Annotated in this window: 15 protein-coding genes and 1 pseudogene; 4 read left to right on the top strand and 12 right to left on the bottom strand. The window is 32.6% G+C overall.

Annotated features, from left to right (window positions below; translation table 11 throughout):
- Window positions 1-68: 68 nt before the first annotated feature.
- Together kdsB and ABW637_RS14200 are read right to left on the bottom strand one after the other, a co-directional pair.
- A pseudogene (gene kdsB / locus ABW637_RS14205) lies at window positions 69-773 on the bottom strand (3-deoxy-manno-octulosonate cytidylyltransferase); the annotation flags it as partial.
- Window positions 774-931: 158 nt separating this feature from the next.
- The gene (locus tag ABW637_RS14200) at window positions 932-2,359 is read right to left on the bottom strand and encodes an ATP-dependent DNA helicase (protein WP_367585376.1); all 1,428 of its coding nucleotides are present in this window, start codon (window positions 2,357-2,359) and stop codon (window positions 932-934) included.
- A 132-nt stretch (window positions 2,360-2,491) separates the two neighbouring features.
- Here ABW637_RS14200 and ABW637_RS14195 point away from each other — a divergent pair, with 132 nt between their 5' ends.
- Genes ABW637_RS14195 through ABW637_RS14185 form a run of 3 tightly spaced genes read left to right on the top strand, consistent with a single transcriptional unit; the run spans window position 2,492 to window position 4,485 of the window.
- Entirely contained in the window at window positions 2,492-3,136 is a 645-nt protein-coding gene (locus ABW637_RS14195) for a hypothetical protein (protein ID WP_367585375.1), read from the top strand.
- On the top strand, window positions 3,117-3,947 hold the full coding sequence (locus tag ABW637_RS14190; RefSeq protein ID WP_367585374.1) for a DUF3822 family protein: 831 nt from the start codon (window positions 3,117-3,119) through the stop codon (window positions 3,945-3,947). Before ABW637_RS14195 ends, ABW637_RS14190 begins: the two co-directional genes overlap by 20 nt.
- 1 nt (window position 3,948) lies before the next feature.
- Window positions 3,949-4,485 carry an RsmD family RNA methyltransferase gene (locus ABW637_RS14185; protein ID WP_367585373.1) on the top strand — a complete coding sequence of 179 codons (537 nt, stop codon included), beginning with the start codon at window positions 3,949-3,951 and terminating at the stop codon, window positions 4,483-4,485.
- Window positions 4,486-4,519: 34 nt separating this feature from the next.
- On the opposite strand, the gene ABW637_RS14180 is transcribed toward ABW637_RS14185, so the two are convergent.
- The 10 genes from ABW637_RS14180 to ABW637_RS14135 form a co-directional block, all read right to left on the bottom strand.
- Window positions 4,520-4,987, bottom strand: a complete 468-nt coding sequence (locus ABW637_RS14180; RefSeq protein ID WP_367585372.1) for a hypothetical protein — start codon at window positions 4,985-4,987, stop codon at window positions 4,520-4,522.
- Between the two features lie 172 nt (window positions 4,988-5,159).
- Complete coding sequence (locus tag ABW637_RS14175; RefSeq protein WP_367585371.1) at window positions 5,160-5,612, bottom strand: hypothetical protein; 453 nt, start codon at window positions 5,610-5,612, stop codon at window positions 5,160-5,162.
- 252 nt (window positions 5,613-5,864) lie between these two features.
- A complete protein-coding gene (locus ABW637_RS14170) occupies window positions 5,865-6,767 on the bottom strand; it encodes an aldo/keto reductase (RefSeq protein ID WP_367585370.1) in 903 nt (300 codons plus the stop codon).
- A gap of 46 nt (window positions 6,768-6,813) precedes the next feature.
- Complete coding sequence (locus tag ABW637_RS14165) at window positions 6,814-9,738, bottom strand: serine hydrolase domain-containing protein (protein ID WP_367585369.1); 2,925 nt, start codon at window positions 9,736-9,738, stop codon at window positions 6,814-6,816.
- A 7-nt stretch (window positions 9,739-9,745) separates the two neighbouring features.
- Entirely contained in the window at window positions 9,746-10,231 is a 486-nt protein-coding gene (locus ABW637_RS14160; RefSeq protein ID WP_367585368.1) for an ABC transporter ATPase, read from the bottom strand.
- Between the two features lie 120 nt (window positions 10,232-10,351).
- A complete protein-coding gene (locus tag ABW637_RS14155) occupies window positions 10,352-11,143 on the bottom strand; it encodes a (Fe-S)-binding protein (RefSeq protein WP_367585367.1) in 792 nt (263 codons plus the stop codon).
- Between the two features lie 59 nt (window positions 11,144-11,202).
- Window positions 11,203-11,649, bottom strand: coding sequence for an LNS2 domain-containing protein (locus ABW637_RS14150; protein WP_367585366.1), 447 nt, complete (start codon window positions 11,647-11,649; stop codon window positions 11,203-11,205).
- Between the two features lie 61 nt (window positions 11,650-11,710).
- On the bottom strand, window positions 11,711-13,036 hold the full coding sequence (locus ABW637_RS14145; RefSeq protein ID WP_367585365.1) for a 4Fe-4S dicluster domain-containing protein: 1,326 nt from the start codon (window positions 13,034-13,036) through the stop codon (window positions 11,711-11,713).
- Window positions 13,037-13,041: 5 nt separating this feature from the next.
- Window positions 13,042-13,992 carry an MlaD family protein gene (locus ABW637_RS14140; RefSeq protein WP_367585364.1) on the bottom strand — a complete coding sequence of 317 codons (951 nt, stop codon included), beginning with the start codon at window positions 13,990-13,992 and terminating at the stop codon, window positions 13,042-13,044.
- A gap of 87 nt (window positions 13,993-14,079) precedes the next feature.
- A complete protein-coding gene (locus ABW637_RS14135; protein WP_367585363.1) occupies window positions 14,080-15,207 on the bottom strand; it encodes an N-acetylmuramoyl-L-alanine amidase family protein in 1,128 nt (375 codons plus the stop codon).
- Between the two features lie 301 nt (window positions 15,208-15,508).
- On the opposite strand from ABW637_RS14135, the gene ABW637_RS14130 reads away from it, so the two are divergent.
- The gene (locus tag ABW637_RS14130; RefSeq protein WP_367585362.1) at window positions 15,509-18,289 is read left to right on the top strand and encodes a putative LPS assembly protein LptD; all 2,781 of its coding nucleotides are present in this window, start codon (window positions 15,509-15,511) and stop codon (window positions 18,287-18,289) included.
- Window positions 18,290-18,308: the final 19 nt, after the last annotated feature.

Here is an 18,308-nt window from a genome sequence, read left to right as displayed (position 1 = left end):
CTATGGTTGGGAGTCTGTACTTCAGGCACAGTGGTCTGTTCGGTTTTCAATGAGTTCTCTTTATTAATTATCTTTTTTGCTCTTTCTAAGTCTTCTGGAGTATCAATTTCGACTCCTTCATGACTTGTTTCTACCATTTTAATATTCTTACCGTATTCCAAGTATCGAATACACTCAATTTTTTCTGAAGCTTCTAATGATCGCATTGGTAAATGGTAAAAATCCAAAAGAGCTTGTTTTCTAAACGCATAAACGCCTTTATGCTTATGATATACATGATTAATCTCTTTATCTCTTGGATAAGGAATAGGAGCGCGAGAAAAATATAATGCATAGTTATTTTCATCTACAATAACTTTTACACTATTAGGATTCATGATATCATCCCATTCATCCATAGGAGTCATTAGACTGGCCAAATCAATCTTATCAGAATCATTTTCATAAAATACGCTTAAAACTTTTTCAAGACTTTCACGATCAGTAAATGGTTCATCACCTTGTACATTCACAACAATATCCACATCCATATCCTCTACTGCTTCAGCAATTCTATCACTTCCACAATCATGCTCCTTTACACTCATAATAGCATTACCTCCATTAGAAGTGATTTCTTTATAAATGATATCACTATCAGTTACAACATAAACTGAATCAAAAAGCTCAGAATTAACGGTAGCTTCATATGTTCTTGTGATTACACTTTTTCCTCCAAGATCCTGCATTAACTTAGCAGGAAACCGTGTAGCGGCATATCTCGCAGGAATCATCGCGATGGTTTTTAGAGTGTTTTTGTTCAAAATTTATTGCTTTTTAGGAATCGCAAAAATAACTTTTTTTAATCGATTTTCAAGGCTGCGGAAATATTTTGTTTGTTATTGATATAGTTTCCGAAACCTATATAAATTTTAATAAACATTTAAAGATACTAGTTTTCAACAAAAAAATCATTCTTAAACCCAATAAGAAAAAGTTTTTTCTTAGCTCTAGTTACTGCAGTATAAAGCCAGCGTAAGTAATCTTTAGTTATTCCATCGGGTAGATATGGTTGCTCTATAAAAACTTTATCCCATTGTCCTCCTTGCGATTTGTGACAGGTAATAGCATAAGAGAATTTAACCTGTAAGCCATTAAAATACTTATTATTTTTTACCCCTAAGAATTTCTTGTATTTTGATTTTTCTCCTTCAAAATCTTTCATAACTTCTTGGTACAACTTGTTTGATTCTTCGTATGATAATGAAGGTGTTTCTGATACTAATGTATCTAAAAGTAAAACTGTTTCAAAAGGTTGTTGGTTTGGATAATCCACCATATTAATTTTTACTTCTGCAAATCTAAAACCATATAGCTCTTTTATAGCATAAATTTCTAATACTTTAATTATATCACCATTAGCTATAAAACCAGCTTCACTTTTAGTATCCAACCAGAAATAATTATTTTTTACAACCATCAAATAATCTCCAGGTGATAATTCTTCTTCTTGAAAAAGTATTCTTGACCTAATTTGTTGGTTGTATACATTTGCTCTTTTATTAGATCGCAGTATAATCACCGATTCTTCATGACCAGAACTTGAGTACGCGTCATTCAAAGCATCCATAATTTCATGACCGTCTATAAATCTTACAATATCTGAATACCCAGATATCTCAAATTGAAAAGAATCATAAAAACCATCATTAAGCAACTCTCTTAGCTTTGTTGCATTCATTAAAATTCCACTATTCTCTGCTTGTCTAACAACTTCATCCAACTCTATCTGGGTAACTTCTTTATTAAACCCTATTTCAAGATTATCTCGATTAAGAGCTGGACTGACTTCTAATTTTACCGGTGGTAATTGGGCCGTGTCTCCAATGAAAAGAATTTTACAATTATACCCAGAATATACATACATCATTAAATCATCCAATAATGATCCATTTTCAAACAATTTACTATCGCTTGGAGTATCTGGAATCATTGAAGCTTCATCAACGATAAATACAGTATTACGACTTTTGTTTTGTTTAAGTTGAAAAGCTAAACCTCCATTTTTATTTTTTTTGGGATAATAAATATTTCTATGAATAGTCTGTGCATGTTTTCCCGAATAATTACTAATCACTTTAGCCGCACGCCCAGTCGGAGCTAAAAGAATAGCATTTAACTTGGCTTTCCATAAGTTTTTAACCAAAGTTCCTATCAATGTAGTTTTACCTGTACCGGCATACCCTTTTAATAAAAAAAGTGAGTCTTTTGACCCCGACAAAACAAAATGAGATAATTTCTGTAGAACTACATCCTGCTTAAGAGTAGGTTCAAACGGGAAATCTTTCTTCAACAACTCATAAAACTCTTTTTCCCTCATTAAAAATATATGTAGAATTAATACTTTAGTTAATAAATCAAAGATAGGGATGATTTTTTGGCAATAAACTTTTACGATTAAAAAAAAATTGTAGATTTGCGTATACACTAATGTTTAAAGTTAAATCATAAAATGAAAATTGTTATTCAATTAGTTCTGTGGGTAGTTATAGGTTTTTTAGGATACTTAGTATTCAATTCTATTAACGGTCCTGTGAAATTCAATAAAGTAAAGAAAGCAAGATATGCTCAAGCTGTTGAAAATTTAAGGGACATTCGTACTGCTCAATTAGCTTATAGATCTATAACTGGGAAATTCGAAAAGGATCCCGAAAAACTAATTACTTTTATAGATACCGCAAAGTTTACTCTTATAGAGAGAAGAGATTCTAGTTTTATTAGATTCAATAAAATTCTTAAAATAGACGAACCAAGAGACACTGTTGTAATCGACACTTTAGGTTATGCATCTGTTAAAGATTCTTTATTTAAAACAGATAATCATAAGACGATGATGAAAATTCCTTTAGAAGGAATTGATGCTAATTTTGAATTAAATGCTGGTTTTATTGACAAAAACGATATAAGAATTGCGGTTTTTGAAGCTAAAGTAGCTAAAGATGTTCTTTTACATGATCAAGACAAAGATCTTTTATCTCAAGAAAAAGAAGTAGTATCAGTTGACGGAGTTAATGGTCCTTATCTTTCTGTAGGCTCTATGAGCGATGTAAAAACTATTGGTAACTGGCCGAGAACATATGGTGCAAACGACCAATAATAATACTATTGATAATAATACATCAAATACATTGTCCATTCAGGTAAGCCTGAATGGACTTTCTTTTTGTACTATAGATTCTAATCAACAAGTAACGGCTGTAGGGCAAAACAGTTTCGGACTACAATTAACTCCAGAACAAGTACTGGGTAAAATAAAAACCGCTTTTGATGACAACCCTTTATTAAAAGGCAATTTTGAAACTATAGAGGTAATATATCATAATGTTTTGTATGCCTTGGTTCCTAAACCATTGTTTAACAAAGACCTGGTGAAGCAGTATTTACAATATAATGTTAAGGTTTTTGAGAGCGATTTTATTGTTTATGACGAATTGGATCAACATGATATTGTTAGTGTCTATATACCCTATGCAAATATCAATAATTACTTTTTTGACACTTTTGGCTCATTTACATATAAACATGCCATTACCATATTAATAAACTCATTACTTACTCAGGAAAAAAATAGTGAAACCACTACTGTTTTTGTAAATATCAATGAGAAACTGTTTGACTTAGTAATAATTAATAAAGGAAAATTGATTTTAGGAAATACATATAGGTATGAAAGCAAAGAAGATTTTCTCTACTATTTATTGTTTACAACAGAACAAGCAAACCTTAACCCTGAAGAGTTTACATTAGTGTTTTTAGGGGATATCACTAAAGAAAGTGATTGTTTTAAAATAGCTTATAAATATGTACGTAAAATCACTTTTGGAAATTATTCGAGGAACCTCGAAATATCATCAGAAGTTGAACCCTTTGAACCTCATCAACACTTTACCTTACTAAGTCACTTTTGATATGCGTATTATTTCAGGAAAATATAAAGGAAAAAGATTAACTGCTCCAAAAAAACTACCCGTTCGACCTACTACCGATATGGCAAAAGAAGGACTATTTAACATCCTTAATAATAATTACAATTTCTCTCAACTATCTGTTATTGATCTTTTTGCCGGCACAGGAAATATTAGTTATGAATTTGCTTCTAGAGGTGCAGAACACATTATCGCTATTGATTCTCATTATGCTTGCATGGGTTTTATAAAGAGTACAGCTAAAGAACTTGATTTCTCTATTGAAACGGTAAAAAGTGATGTCTATAGCTACTTAGAAAAAACAAGACATAATGCTGATATTATTTTTGCTGATCCCCCTTATGATTTTACCAAAGAACAATTTATGAAAATTGCAGCCTTGGTTTTTGAAAATGATCTTCTTAATGAGGAAGGTCTTCTAATTATTGAGCATTCAAAACACACATCTCTTGAAGATGCTCCCTATTTTGATAATTCTAGAAAATATGGAGGCTCTGTATTTAGTTTTTTTAAGAAATAACATTGTAGTATTTTTCTAGCACAGATTCCTTAAATTATTTTATAACACAACTTTCTCCCATAACCGATGTTCTAATTGCCGATTCATCAATTGTATCAAGGCTACTTAAAGAATTAATTTGGTGTGTGGCAGTATCTATAATTTCTTCATAAAGAGATAAAACTTGCCCATCAAACCCTGGGGTTTCTTCTGCAGCAGTTTTAAATATACTCATCTGATATACAAAATTATTAAGGATATGATGACTAGAAGACAACATCGCTTTATAAATTTTTAGTTTTTCATTCTCCATTTGCATAGCTTTAATGCGCCTCCTCTTATCTAAAAAAAGAAATACAAAAAAGATCAAGATCGGAATTATTATCTCATCAAGTTCATACTCTTCCAAACTTGCTAATACAGCAATAATTTTTTCAAACAAATCTAATTGCAATACAATACTTATTACATAAATAATTGCAGATAGAATTAATCCTATTAACGTTAATTTGTACTTGTACATCAGTATTGAAAGGGGGATTAGGGTATGAGGGTTTATAAAGGATCAGATAAGTATAAAGAAATATCGAATTTTTGCTAACGTAATTTATTATTCAAATCAAATATACATAAAAAGGTTAACTCATCGATAATTTCCTTTGTAACCATGAGCAGAACAATAAAATCCTTTACTTTTATTCATTCATAACCGACGTTCGAATAGAAAATTCATCAATGGTTTCTAAATTACTCAAAGAATTAATTTGATGGGATGTATTACTAATGATGTCTTCATAGAATGATAAAATCTGTGCATCAAATCCCGGAGTATCTTCTGCTGTAATTTTAAATATATCCATTTGATAAACAAAATTATTTAAAATATGGTGACTAGAAGATAGCATTGCTTTATAAATGTTGAGTTTTGCATTTTCGATAAGAATTCTCTTACTACGCCTATGTACATCAAAATACAAAAACACAAAAAAGACCATTATGGGAATAATTATCTCATCTAATTTAAATTGTTCCATATTAAGCAAAAACTCCAAAAAGTGTTCAAAAAGGTCTAGTTCCAAAATTGTGGTTGTTACATAAATAAAAACAGATAATACCAATCCTATAAGCGTTAATTTATACTTGTTCATTGGTTAGGGGATTAAAGTTAGGGAGTGATGATTTGTGAGGTTTATTAGGGTACGATTCAATACAATTAGAAGAAAAATTGCATCTACGTTTAAGAGTCAGGTAGGTTAAATATAAGTAAAAAATAAAACGACAAGGCATTTTACAAGTATTTTAACATTAAAAAAATGATGTAAACCCATAATTAAACAAGGTTAAAATACGTAAATGTATGCGGTTTTTATACTCCTAAAATTTAAAAAAAACCATAGCCACTAAGCTACTTCTTCTCCTATAGAAGCTTCCCAAATCATGAACCACTCTTGGTCGGTAATCTTAGTATTTAAAGACTCTAACGCCGATTGAATTCTATTAATCTTAGTTGAACCAATGATAGGAAGAATTCCTGAAGGATGTTTTAAAATCCAAGAGGTAAGGATCTGATCTGGTGCTACATTATATTTTTGGGCTAATTGATCAACAACTTTATTAATGCGAAGAACTCGATCTTCGGGTTTTTTAGCAAAAAACTTACCCCCTGCAAGAGTAGAATACCCCATTGGTTTCACTTTTTTCGAAATACATTGATCCAGAGTACCATTAACAAAGGGCTCTAAATGTAAAGGAGAAATCTCTATTTGATTAGTCTCTAAAGGAACAAACGTATTTAGCATTTCAAATTGTGAAGAGGTGAAATTTGAAACCCCAAAATACAATACCTTACCATCCTTTTTAAGCTTTGCAAAAGCCTCTGCCACTTCTTCGGGATGTAGTAATGGACTTGGCCGATGAATCAAAAGTAAGTCAAGATAATCGGTTTGTAGATTAGTTAAAGATTGTTCAACAGAGTGAAGTATATATTCTTTACTTGTATCATATGACTTAATTTTGTTATCCGGGCGATTTGGAGTCACTAATTTAATTCCACACTTTGAGACTAATTGCATTTTTTCACGAAGTGATGAATTTCCTTTAAGCGCATTCCCAAAAAGTGTTTCGGTGGTATAATGACCATAAATATCGGCATGATCAAAAGAAGTCACATTGAGATCAAGACAACCATCGATTAATTTTCGAGCTTGGTCAACAGATAAATTTGCTCCCCATTCTCCCCAATTCATACATCCCGCTACTATTCGAGAAAGTATAGGACCACTTTCGGAAATCTTACTCTTCATATTTTTTAACTTTCAAAAATTGTAATTTGTTTATACTTAAAACTGATTAATAATCTATCGCCTGATAAATAGCTCTTTGTATCTCTGATCGTATATCATTAGAAATCAATTTGCGATTTGCCGAATCTGGAAATGTTCGATTACTTAAAAACACATAGACAATCTCTTCTTCGGGGTCTGCCCAGGTAAAAGTACCTGTAAAACCGCTATGCCCAAAACTGGTCATAGATATACATCCACATGTTGGACCTATATCGCCCAATTGCGGTTTATCAAACCCAACTCCTCTACGAACATCTTTATGGCAATAATAACAGGTATTAAACTCTTGCAGCGTTTGACTTTTAAAATATCGCTTTCCTCCGTAATACCCACCATTAAGATACATTTGCATTATTTTGGCGACATCATTAGCATTAGCAAACAATCCTGCATGTCCACCAATACCACCAAACATAGCTGCCCCCTGGTCATGAACATATCCATGAATAATTTCATTTCTAAAAGCTTTATCATTTTCTGTAGGCACAATTCTTTTTCTTTTAAATCTTGCCAAAGGTATATATGATGTATTACTAGCTCCCAAAGGCCTATAAAAATGCTGTTGTGTGAGTGCATTTAAGGTATTACCATAATGATTTTCAATATATGCTTTTAACATATAATAAGGCAAATCACTATATTTATAACGTAGTCTTTTACGCAACTCACTATCCTTAATTCTTAACATTAAAGAGTCTCTCATATCACTACGCAGATAAAGATTATTTGTTACTTGGATATTAAATTCTTTGGAAAGATTATTTCGATAATATTTTTTATCAGGTTTTTGTGTTACGCTATCCAGGGTTTTTAGATAAAACGGAATCCATGCTCTTAATTTTGCATAATGCGATAACATCGATCTCAATGTTATATGTTCTTTGTTAGATCCTTTAAAATCTGGTAGCATCTCACCGATCTTGGTATCTAAAGAAAGTATACCTTTATCTTTTAATTCTACGGTAAGCGGTAATGATGCCAATATCTTAGTTAATGATGCCAAATCATAAATATCCGATCCTTTAACTTTTCGCAATTTATTATAGGTATGATAGCCATAATTTTTATTAAAAACCACTTTCCCTTTTCTAGCAACAATTAATTGCAAACCAGGTGTCATCTTATGCTTTAATGCACGATCAACAATAGAATCAATTCTTCTAAGCTTATAAGAATTAAGCCCAACGCTCTCTGGTATCCCATAAGTCAACCTTTTTAATGATCTTGTTTCGATACCTGTACCTATCGGAAAATCCTCGCCCAAACTTACAGGAAGTTTTCCTTTAGATTCGATAGCACCAAAAAGTAACTGAGCTGCTTTTTCTTGAGCAATAACACTATTCTGATACCCCATCAAAATTCCTTCAAAATTTGTGGTTGTCAACATATCCAGCATTGCATACGGACGAGCAAATATATTTAGAACAGTAGTATTAAGCCTTGCTATTTCATAGAGCCAAACCAACTCTTTATCTTTAAATTTATAATCCTTCCAAGGTGAAGCATTAGATTTATGAAATCCAATAATTACATAATTGTAATCCTTCAATTTTTCTATCATTTCGCTTAACTGACTTGCTTTCACCCAATCCACCTGGGTATACTGACTAAGTTGCTCATAAAATGCTTCTCCCGAATCATCCCCCATCGATACATAAGCTACTTTCTTAAGATCAAGATTCTTTATTGGTAATGTAGCTCTATCGTTTTTAAGTATTGTTAAAGAGTTTTCTACCAAATCATGATGTAGCACTTCATTTTTTATACTGTTTAGTTCTTCGAAAAGATAGGATGTTTCTATAGGCATATACTTATTAAGGCCAGCTTTATACTTAGACAACAAGATTTTTCGTACAGAATGAGCTAAACGTTCTTCGGTTATTATCCCAGAATAATATGCCGAAACTATTTTCTGAGATGCCAAAGGAACATCTTCAGAAATTAATAACACGTCATTTCCTGCTAAGAAAGCTGCTAAGTCAATCTCACCGGGGTCTTTAAAATTAGAAGCTCCTTTCATATTTAGAGCATCTGTAAAAATCAAGCCTTTAAATTTAAGGCTGTCCTTTAACAAGTTGGTAACCACACTTTTTGAAATTGAAGAAGGATACCCAGATCTAGGTTCTAGGCTAGGAATATTAAGATGAGCTACCATAACGCTAGACAGTCCCTCATTAATAAGCTTACGATATGGATACAACTCTATACTATCTATTCTTTGAGCATCAAAATTTATGGTAGGAAGCGTTTTATGAGAGTCACTATCGGTATCTCCATGGCCAGGAAAATGCTTTGCACTTGCCAGAATACCTTCTTTTTGCATCCCTTTCATAAACGATAACGCTTTTTGAGTTACCATCTCCTTATCCTCTCCAAAAGAACGGTTGCCAATTATAGGGTTTTTGGGATTCGTATTTATATCTACTACAGGTGCAAAATTAATATGCACCCCAAGTCGTTTACAGTGCCTTGCTATTTGCCGACCGGTTTCTTCTATTAATGCATTATCCTGTATTGCACCTAATGTCATATTCCAGGGAAAAGCTTGTGTAGAATCCAATCGCATAGCCAAACCCCATTCTGCATCCATACCAATGAGTAACGGTACTTTTGATAGTTCCTGAAATTCATTATTGAGCTTAGCTTGACGTTTTGGTCCTCCCTTAGAAAAGATGACACCTCCTATATGAAACTCCTCTATAAGTTGTTTTATCTTATCGGTTTCCTTTTTAGGGTCTGAAGAAAAAATATCAACCATAAACAGCTGCCCTACCTTCTCTTTAAGTGTCATTGTATTATAAATGCTATCTACCCAGCGTTTTTGAGCATTGTAATCTTCTACATACAAAGGGTTTTGTTGCTGAGCATAAACACTAAAATTTATAAGAACAATTATTAAGGATATATACTTTTTAATTATGTGCCACACAAAAATCTTAATTTAAAAAACGATTATGCCAACTATCTTTAGCGGGTACTTCCCAATTGGTAAGATACTCGGCAATATTAGTAACTAGGTTATTAAAAACAATAGTATTTGGGGATACCGATCTGTTTTTTGCCATTTTCTTAAAATCTGCAAGTGGTTTATAGGCTACATACTCTCCTTGTTTAAAAGAAACATTCATTTTATCCATTAGATCCACATCATATGCTTTTTCTAATTCTTGAATAAAATGTACTGATGCATCAATTGAACAGCCTGTAGCAGAATTTAAACCTTGATCCAATCCAATGGTTATAAATCTTTTATATTTTATATCATACCCTGCCTTTAGATCAGCACCATGTGCTGTCCATTGGGTTATGAATTCATCTAATTTTTGTCTAATTTCTTCTAATTCATCTACAGAAAATGATCTATTCGCTTGATAAATCCACACTCTTGATGTTTCGGGAAGGTCATTAAAATCTACCAACATTATCTATCTTTTTTACTTTTTACTAAAATAACAAAAACTATCTCTAATCTCTTATATAAAAAAGAGTTAATATGAACAACATATTAACTCTAATTAAATTGTATATAACTAAGAAAAAATCTATAAATCCTGTGCGTTGGCAATTAATTCTGCCACATCTAGCACTTCGATACTATCTTCTTTTTCTTTACTCTTAACTCCATCTGTCATCATCGTATTACAGAAAGGGCACCCCGCAGCAATAATATCTGGTTTAGTTTCTAGAGCATCTTCAGTTCTCTCAACATTTACATCTTTATTACCTGGTTCTGGTTCTTTAAACATTTGCGCTCCTCCTGCTCCACAACATAAGCCATTTTTCTTACATCGTTTCATTTCGATTAACTCTACTTCTAATTTTTTTAATAGATCTCTAGGCGCTTCGTATACATTATTAGCCCTACCAAGATAGCATGGGTCATGAAATGTAATTCGTTTACCTTTAAATTTCCCTCCTTCGACAGTTAATCTACCTTCATCTAAGAGAGATTTAAGAAATTGCGTATGATGCATCACTTCATAATCTCCTCCTAGTACAGGGTATTCATTTTTAAGCGTATTAAAACAGTGCGGACAAGCGGTAACCACTTTTTTAATTTCATATGCATTCATTACCTCTATATTTGTAACGGCCTGCATCTGAAATAAAAACTCATTACCTGCTCTCTTAGCAGGATCACCAGTGCAACTCTCCTCTGTACCTAACACAGCAAAGTCTACTTTGGCACTATGCAATAATTTAACAAAAGCCTTTGTAATCTTTTTAGCTCTATCATCAAAACTACCAGCACAACCCACCCAAAATAAAACTTCAGGTTTTTTACCTTCGGCCATATACTCTGCCATTGTAGGCACCTTTACTGTTTCGCTCATATGTAATTTTTTATTTTTCTTAGTTTAAAAATCTAAGGTTTTTAAAATACAACCTTAAACTAATCGTGTTTTCCATCATCAAAAACCTCGATAGTAACCACTCTTTCTACTAGTTCTGTAAACTTACCTGTATAACGGGTAGCTTTTACTAAGTGATTATCGATCCAGTGATAATTTCCTCCTCTTGGTTTACCCATTAGAAGGCTATGATATTTAAATCCATGCTCTTTTAACCATGCCTCAGTAACTGTTCTATGGTTTTCGGTTCTAGAGGTAAAAAAACATATAATATGTCCTTCATCAAACCATTTATTTAACGTTATCAATGCATCCGGAAATGGTTTACAAGTAACCATTCGTTCTGGCTCTTCATTGGGTACATCTTCGGTAATGGTGCCATCGATATCAATTAGATAATTTTTGATACCTTCTGGTAAGACAGGACTTATATGTTCTCCTGCTTCTACTTTGTCATGCAATAATTTTTCTACTTCTTCCTTCTTCATAACTTCTTTTTTCTCTTAATTTAAAGGTTTATTTGGTTAATCTTTGGTTACTACTATAATTTTATTCATTACTCCAGTTCACCCTATCCATCTGGTTAAATGGCCAAGGAGCTCCGTTATTTTCTATATTAGACATCATAACATTTAGTTCTGTAGGTGCGGCACTTTCTTCCATCACTAAATATCTTCTCATATCAATAATAATTGATAATGGACTAATGCTTACCGGACAAGCTTCTACACATGCATTACAACTTGTACATGCCCATAATTCTTCTGGTGTTATAAAGTCATTTAATAGTTGCTTACCATCATCCACAAAGCTACCGTTCTTATCAATATTATCTCCAACTTCTTTTAGACGATCTCTAGTGTCCATCATGATTTTTCGAGGAGAAAGTTTCTTTCCTGTCTGGTTTGCCGGGCATTCACTGGTACAACGTCCACACTCTGTACAAGTATATGCATTGAGTAATTGTGCCCAATTAAGATCCATAACATCTGAAGCTCCAAATTTTGCCGGGTCTCCTTCTGTTTCATCCTCTGCAGGAGCTGCAAAAGGGTCTGCACTTGGATCCATCATTAATTTAACCTCGTTGGTTATTGCTTCAAGGTTATCCAACTCTCCTTTAGGTTTTAGATCTCCATAATATGTGTTCGGAAACGCTAACAGAATATGTAAATGTTTTGAGAAATACAAGTAATTCAAAAACACTAAAATCCCTAAAATATGCAGCCACCACGCTGATCTTTCTAGAAGAAACAAACTTCCTTCAGACATCCCATTAAAAAGTGGTGAAATAAATTGACTAATAGGGTATGCTCCTGCTTTGATATAATGATCAGCTCCTAACTCTTGCAACTGTAAATCTGCGGCATTCATAACTAAGAACAAAGTCATTAAAACCATTTCAAAATAAAGGATCAGGTTTCCATCATTTTGCGGCCATCCTTTCATCTCTGGATTCCAAAAACGTTTTAGTTTAATTACGTTACGACGAATCCAAAATAAAATGACACCAACAAATACTAGAAATGCTAAAATCTCAAAAGAGGCTATTAAAAAGTCGTAGAACCCGCCTAGAAAAGCAAATATCCTATGAGTCCCGAAAATACCATCAATAATAATCTCTAAAACTTCGAGGTTGATGATTATAAAACCTAAATAAACAACAATGTGTAATATCCCCGAAACTGGACGTCTTACCATTTTAGATTGCCCTAAAGCTATCATTGCCATGTTTTTAAATCTCTCTCCTTTATTATCAGATCGATCCACATCTTTACCAAGTCGAATATTACGAATGACTTTACGTATGTTTTTTGTAAAATATCCAATACCGGCTACTAAAACAATTACAAATAGGATATTAGGTATATATTGCATAATCTTTAATTTATTGAGTCTGTTGGTTTTTGATATGGTTTATTCTTTTTTCCGAAAACAGATACATTAATGTATCGTGTTGGATTTAATCTCAAATCCTGAAGTAACAGTTCTAATTCTTTACTAGTTTTTTCAAGATTGTTATATAATTTATCATCTTTCAATAGCTTCCCAGCAGTTCCTTTACCTGAATTTAAATCTTTCGAAATCTTTTCAAAATTAGCAAGAACTACCTCTAGTTCTTTTCCTATCTTTTTAACATTGATCTGGGATAAAGAATCTGAAACTTTGTTAAGCTTTGCTGAAATTTCATCAGCATTAGAAAATGCTCGATTCAATTTTTCTTCATTAGTAGCCATTAAGTTATTCAATCTAATCGATGTCCCTTTGAATTGTTTAATACTAATACTCAAATCCTTAAAAATTGAATTTAAATTGTTTTTATTATCAACATTCAGAATGCCATTCACCGAAGTCAATAATGTATCCGCATCTGTAATGGCTGCTTCAAGTTTTTCTTGCAAAGGTGTTAACCTGTCATTCACCAATTCTAATAAACCAGCCTCTATTCTGCCTGGTAAAGTATCATTATCTTTGGCTTCTAGACCTTGTTCATATTTTGGGATGATAGCCAATGATTTTCCTCCAATTAACCCTCCGCCGTAAACTTTTGCTTCACTATTCTTTGAAAAAGAGAAATCACTATCTACATTAAACTCTACCACTAAATTACCTTTAGTATCTGCAAAATTAATGCTCACCACCTGTCCTACAACCAAACCGTTTATGGTAACCGGTGAAGAAGGGATTAGGCCTTCTACATTGTCATAGACTGCATAAAGCGTTCGATCATTTTCCAAGAGATTTTTTCCCTTCAAAAAACTATATCCAAAAATTAAAAGTGCAATGGCACAAATAGCTAATATTCCTGTCTTAACTTCTCGAGTAAATTTCAAAGTAGTTTAAATTTTAAGACACAAATTTAGAATAAAAAATAGATTTCTACTGATTATTCTTTAATGAATTATCAGTATTTATTTAGATTAATTCGAAGATGTGCTCGCTTTTAGAGCATCTGCTAACGGAATTGATTCATTATTGCGAAAAGCAACAACAAAACTAGAATCGAATCCTTTACCCACTGCAATTTCTTTTAATTCTTGTATTAATGTATAATTCGGTGTGTTTCCGAAGTAGTATTTATATAGGTCACCCGTTTTGGTTTTTGACAATTGATCTAAACCATTAAAATTAAAAGGCTGAAGTTCTATATCGGTTGACCCTGCAGCAATTTGCACTTTAAAAGTTACATCCTCATACACCTTATCTCCTTCCATTTCTGCGGTTACACTGCCTACTTCTTTAGGAGTTTCAGGTTCTGGAACATAATAGATGGCATCGAGACTTTCTTTATAATCTACAACAGAGGTAGTAATAGATTTTGCCATATCATCTTGGCCTTTCTTAGAGTTAAGGTATTTTCCTTCCTTATTATTAGTTAGAAAACCAAGCTCGATAAGAACACTTGGCATATAGGTTTGATGTAATACTACAAAACCAGCTTGTTTAACTCCTCTACTCTTTCTTTCTAAGGTTTTTTTGAACCGGTTTTGCACAAAACTTGCCAGTGTAAGGCTTTGGTCTAAATATTCTTCCTGCATTAAGGTCAATCCAATTATAGATTCTGGAGAATTAGGATCAAACCCATCATAGTTAGCTTCATAATTATCCTCGAGAAGAATTACAGAGTTTTCATTTTTAGCAACATTAAAATTTTCATTATTAGCGTGTAATCCTAAAACAAAGGTTTCTGTACCATAGGCTTGGGATCGATGAGAATTACAATGCACAGAGACAAAAAGGTCTGCATTTGCCTTATTAGCAATTCGTCCTCTTTCATGCAACTCTATAAATTCGTCTGTTTTTCGGGTATAGACTACCTTAAATCTTGGATCTTTTTCTAGTGTGGCACCTACAGACAAAACTACATTAAGTGCTATTTCTTTTTCTTTATATCCATTCCCCCTATTTCCAGAATCATGTCCCCCATGTCCTGCATCTAAAACTACCACAAACTTGTCTTTTTCTTGAGAAAAAACAGATGTATTGAAAGCTGGCAGTACACAAATTAAGGTTCCAATTAAAATACTATATCCAATATTTTGTTTCATGTGCATATTCTATTTTTTTCCAATAATTTTTTGGAAATACTATCTATTAAAACAATTATCATTTTTTTAAGTTTATAATTGTGTTTAATATCATTGATACTATCAATTACAAAAATTTAACCATTAATTTGAAACATTCCCTTTATGTTTCAGTATTTAATAATAACTTAAAAATATAAAGATTATGATTTATAAAATAAATTCATATTCTCTTAGTTTAAATGGCTTTAGAGGTATACTGTTGACATATTTTTTTATTTTTTTTACAATTGCAATCTAAGCACAAAAAATATATGTAATTTTGACACTTCAAAAACTAAGCCATAGTTTTACAAAAATAGGATTTAAACCATTGCAAACAACGGTACGTAACATACTTTATTCACTAAGTTTTTCACTGTTTTGTATTTGTCAAATTACTGCACAAGAAACAAACAAGACTACAGAGGTACCTATTCCTGCAGAGAAAGATACTATAGCTAATACTCAAAAAGAAATAAAGGTTGACTCTGAACTACTATTAAATGAAAAAGCTCAGGATACAACAAAAAAAGACACTATAGCTACCGAACCACAATTATTATCAGACAAAGTTGACTACAAAGCAACCGATTATATGAGGCTAAGTCGTAAAGAGAACAAAATGTATCTTTATAATGAAGCAGAAATAATTTATGGTGATATGCAAATTAATGCCGGATCTATCATTGTAGATAATGAAAAAAATGAGGTTTATGCATATGGTATTAAAGATTCTTTGGGTGAGTATGCACAACCCCCTATTTTTAAACAGGCGCAAAATGTTGTTGAACCGGATTCAATTCGTTTTAATTTTGATACCGAAAAGGCACTGATATTTAACTCTAGAACAGAGCAAAACGGATTTAAAATTAAAAACGAAGTCTCTAAACGTGAGAATGACTCTGTAATTTACATGAAAAATGTGAAGTTTACTACTTCAGAAAATATAGAAGATCCAGAATATTATTTCTATGCCCGTAGAATTAAATTTGTTCCTAAAAAGAAGATTGTTACTGGGTTAGTTAATATGTTTATTGCCGATGTCCCTACTCCTCTTGGTTTGCCATTTGGGTATTTTCCGTTAACAGAGGATAGAACATCTGGATTTATTATACCCAACCCTGGAGAAGAAAGTGCTCGAGGATATTTTCTTCAAAATGGAGGATACTACTTTGCTATTAGCGATTATGTAGATTTAACACTTCTTGGAGATTATTATACCAATGGTAGTTATACTTTTGCCGTAGAATCGGCATATGCATTACGATACAGATTTAGGGGTAACCTAAGATTTAGATTCGAAAACAATTTACAAAGCGAAAGAGGTTTTCCGGATTTTTCTAGAACCACAACCTATAACATACAGTGGTCACACAGCCAGGATGCTAAGGCTAATCCGAATTCTCGTTTTTCAGCTTCGGTTAATTTTGGTAGTAGCGACTTTTTTCAGCAGTCTACAAACCAACTAAATACGGGTAATTTTTTAAATAATCAGATTAGCTCATCGATATCCTATGCAAAAACATTTCAGGGAGATCCACAGGTAAATGTTAATGTAGCGGCCACTCATAACTCTAATACTAATACAGGCATTGTAAATTTATCTCTTCCAAATGTAAATGCAAGTGTATCCAGAATATTTCCTTTTGCTCCAAAAGTAGGTGTAAAAAAAGGGATTATTCATAACATAAACACGCAATACAATTTTAGAGGTGAAAATAGAATAACCACAGATGATGATGCTCTATTTTCTGCAGAAATGTTTGAAGATTCTAGAATGGGAATGCAGCATACTATTCCCTTAAGTACAAATTTTAAAATATTTAAATATTTAAGCGCGACAATGGGGACAAATTTTCAGGAAAGCTGGGTTTTTGAAACCATAAATCAAAGTTATGACTCGACTGCAAATGAAGGTGCTGGTGAGGTTGTAAGAGATACCATAACAGGTTTTGACACTTTTAGAACCTATAATTTTAGTACAAGTATAGGAACCACAATTTATGGTACTTTCAATTTTAAAAAAGGAAAGAAAATACAGGCAATTCGCCATACAATGAGACCTTCCATTAGTTACAATATTAATCCAGCCTTTGATGAGTTTTATGACACCTATACGGTTACAGATAATCCAAACACTACGGATATTGATGAAACAGAAGTTGTAGAGTATTCTAGATTCGAAGGTGGTTTCTTTGGTGCTCCAAGCAATGTGTTTTCGAGTAGCATTGGGTTTTCTTTAGGTAACAACCTAGAAATGAAGGTAAAAAGCAAAGACACAACTGCTACAGAGCCTAAAAAGATTACATTGTTAAACAACCTTAATTTTAGTACGTCTTATAATATTGCAGGAGATTCATTAAAATTAAGTCCTTTATCCATTACCGGTAACATTCCTATTATTCAGAATAAACTAGATATAAACTTTAATGCGCAGTTAGACCCTTATGCGCTCGATAATAATAATCGTAAGATTGATGTTTGGAACATAGATAATGGTGGTAGTTTATTTAGACTTACCAGAGCTAGCGCTAATTTTGGGTATTCGTTTTCTAATAGGGATTTTGAAAAAGGAGCAGTTAACGAGGATCCTTTTGAAAATCAAAACTTTAGAAATGAAGGTAGGCCCGATGATCTTTTTGGGGGAAATACTAATTTTAGAGAAGGGCAATCCTATGTCAAGGATAAAGACAAAGGTCCTGATAAGGACGTAAAAAATTACAATTACAAAATTCCCTGGTCTCTAAGATTAGCGTATAATGTTAACTATAGCAATAACGCCCGGCAAAATGAAATATCATCGCACTCCGTACAATTCTCTGGAGATATAGAGCTTTCTCCAAGGTGGACTGTTGGCGCTTCTTCTGGTTATGACCTTAAGGATCCCGGTTTTACATTTACTAATTTAAGATTTCAAAGAGACTTAGAAAGTTGGACCATGAGTTTTAACTGGATTCCTTTTAGTGAAAGAACATCATGGAATTTCTTTATCGGTATTAAATCATCTGTACTTAGTGACATTAAATACGATAAACGAAGAGAACCAGACAGGCAGTTATAAACAACTGATGTGAGGTAAA

Origin of the sequence: Aquimarina penaris (genome assembly GCF_040786285.1) — a bacterium.
In the GTDB taxonomy this organism is placed as follows: Bacteria; Bacteroidota; Bacteroidia; order Flavobacteriales; family Flavobacteriaceae; genus Aquimarina.
Note: the sequence above shows the minus strand (reverse complement) of the source record. Positions and strands in the feature narration are given on the sequence as shown.

Bases quoted from the DNA above. Each gene is read 5' to 3' on its own strand.
- ABW637_RS14190 (WP_367585374.1), top strand. From the start codon at position 3,117: ATGGTGCAAACGACCAATAATAATACTATTGATAATAATACATCAAAT.
- ABW637_RS14180 (WP_367585372.1), bottom strand. From the start codon at position 4,987: ATGTACAAGTACAAATTAACGTTAATAGGATTAATTCTATCTGCAATT.
- ABW637_RS14175 (WP_367585371.1), bottom strand. From the start codon at position 5,612: ATGAACAAGTATAAATTAACGCTTATAGGATTGGTATTATCTGTTTTT.
- ABW637_RS14160 (WP_367585368.1), bottom strand. From the start codon at position 10,231: ATGTTGGTAGATTTTAATGACCTTCCCGAAACATCAAGAGTGTGGATT.
- ABW637_RS14150 (WP_367585366.1), bottom strand. From the start codon at position 11,649: ATGAAGAAGGAAGAAGTAGAAAAATTATTGCATGACAAAGTAGAAGCA.
- ABW637_RS14200 (WP_367585376.1), bottom strand. From the start codon at position 2,359: ATGAGGGAAAAAGAGTTTTATGAGTTGTTGAAGAAAGATTTCCCGTTT.
- ABW637_RS14195 (WP_367585375.1), top strand. From the start codon at position 2,492: ATGAAAATTGTTATTCAATTAGTTCTGTGGGTAGTTATAGGTTTTTTA.
- ABW637_RS14185 (WP_367585373.1), top strand. From the start codon at position 3,949: ATGCGTATTATTTCAGGAAAATATAAAGGAAAAAGATTAACTGCTCCA.
- ABW637_RS14170 (WP_367585370.1), bottom strand. From the start codon at position 6,767: ATGAAGAGTAAGATTTCCGAAAGTGGTCCTATACTTTCTCGAATAGTA.
- ABW637_RS14155 (WP_367585367.1), bottom strand. From the start codon at position 11,143: ATGAGCGAAACAGTAAAGGTGCCTACAATGGCAGAGTATATGGCCGAA.
- ABW637_RS14135 (WP_367585363.1), bottom strand. From the start codon at position 15,207: ATGAAACAAAATATTGGATATAGTATTTTAATTGGAACCTTAATTTGT.
- ABW637_RS14145 (WP_367585365.1), bottom strand. From the start codon at position 13,036: ATGCAATATATACCTAATATCCTATTTGTAATTGTTTTAGTAGCCGGT.